This window comes from Idiomarina sp. UBA4206, assembly GCF_002383015.1.
In the GTDB taxonomy this organism is placed as follows: domain Bacteria; phylum Pseudomonadota; class Gammaproteobacteria; order Enterobacterales; family Alteromonadaceae; genus Idiomarina; species Idiomarina abyssalis.
Genome location: NZ_DFTS01000037.1, coordinates 64,852 through 66,348, shown reverse-complemented (window position 1 = coordinate 66,348; position 1,497 = coordinate 64,852). Strand labels below are relative to the sequence as shown.

The 1,497-nt window shown below is 49.2% G+C and carries 1 protein-coding gene and 1 pseudogene; both read left to right on the top strand.

The window, feature by feature from the left end; all coding sequences use genetic code 11:
- Positions 1 to 482 (top strand): annotated as a pseudogene (locus B3180_RS07845) (acetyltransferase); the annotation flags it as partial.
- A 1-nt stretch (position 483) separates the two neighbouring features.
- Positions 484 to 1,497 (top strand): HAL/PAL/TAL family ammonia-lyase (locus tag B3180_RS07840; RefSeq protein ID WP_286843883.1); only part of this gene is annotated, 1,014 nt, incomplete at its 3' end.

Below are 1,497 nucleotides of genomic sequence, written 5' to 3'. Positions count from 1 at the left end.
TGTTTACCCAACATGCGCAGTCGTTTAACCGTGCATTAAAAAACGTTAACCCGAAAGTTGATATTGACCTTATTCAGGTGACCGACATTGATATGGGACTGACCATATTACTGAAAGAGCGCATTGAACAAGGTGAGTTTGTGGTCATTGTAGGGGACAGAACCTCGGTGACTCAGCCCGGGCAGACCATAGATCAGGAGTTTTTAGGTAAGCCGGCTGCATTTGCCTTAGGGCCCTGGATATTGGCCAGTGTGTTAGAATGCCCCGTATACTTTTTATTCTGCTTAAAGAACCCCGATGACGGACATTACGATTTATATCTCAACCATGCGTGTGACCAACTGAAGCTACCGAGAAAAAGCAGGCGGGAGGCTTTGCAGCCAGTTCTGAAAGCTTACAGTGAAACACTGGAGAAATTAGCGATACGCTACCCTTATCAGTGGTTTAATTTTTTTGATTTCTGGAAGAAGGACAGTCAGTAGTATGACGACATCGATTATAGCCTTTGGTGGCCGCCCGTTGACCATTAAAGACGTGGTAGAAATAGCCAATGGCAAAGCGCAGGCCGCATTAAGCGATGCGCCGGAGTTTGTCGAAAAAGTCGATGCCGGTGTCCGTTTTCTGGATGAGTTACTTGAGCAGGACGGTGTTATTTACGGCGTAACAACGGGGTATGGCGACAGCTGCACCGTAACGGTACCGGAGAACTTAGTTAATGAGTTGCCCATTCACCTTACGCGTTTTCATGGTTGTGGCCTGGGGGATACCTTCGATGAGCAGGAAACCCGTGCCATTCTGGCCGCGCGCTTAAGTTCGCTGGCTCAAGGTTATTCCGGTGTCAGCTGGGAGTTGCTGGAGCGCCTGGTGGTGATGCTGAACGAAAACATGCTACCGCTTATTCCAAAAGAAGGTAGCGTAGGTGCCAGCGGCGATCTAACGCCTTTGTCGTACATTGCCGGTGCGCTTATTGGTGAGCGAGACGTGCGTTTTCGCGACAAAGTGATGAACAGTGCAGAAGCTTTTAAAGAGCTTGGCATGTCGGTTCACAAACTGCGGCCTAAAGAAGGCCTGGCCATTATGAACGGTACTGCTGTAATGACTGCATTGGCTTGCCTGGCCTGGGACAGAGCGGAGTATATAACCCGGTTATCCAGCCGTATTACTTCTTTGGCGAGCATAGCCCTGGAAGGAAACAGTAACCATTTTGATGACCTGCTGTTTGCCGTGAAACCTCATAAAGGGCAGCAACAAGTAGCCAGCTGGATCCAGCAAGACCTGAACCATGTGGAGCACCCGAGAAATTCATCGCGCCTGCAGGACCGTTATTCCATTCGCTGCGCGCCTCATGTTATCGGCGTATTGAAGGACAGTTTACCCTGGTTTCAAGAAACCATAGAAAATGAATTAAACAGCGCCAATGACAACCCCATTATTGACGGTCTGGGAGAGCACGTTCTGCATGGTGGGCATTTCTATGGCGGTCATATTGCTATGGTA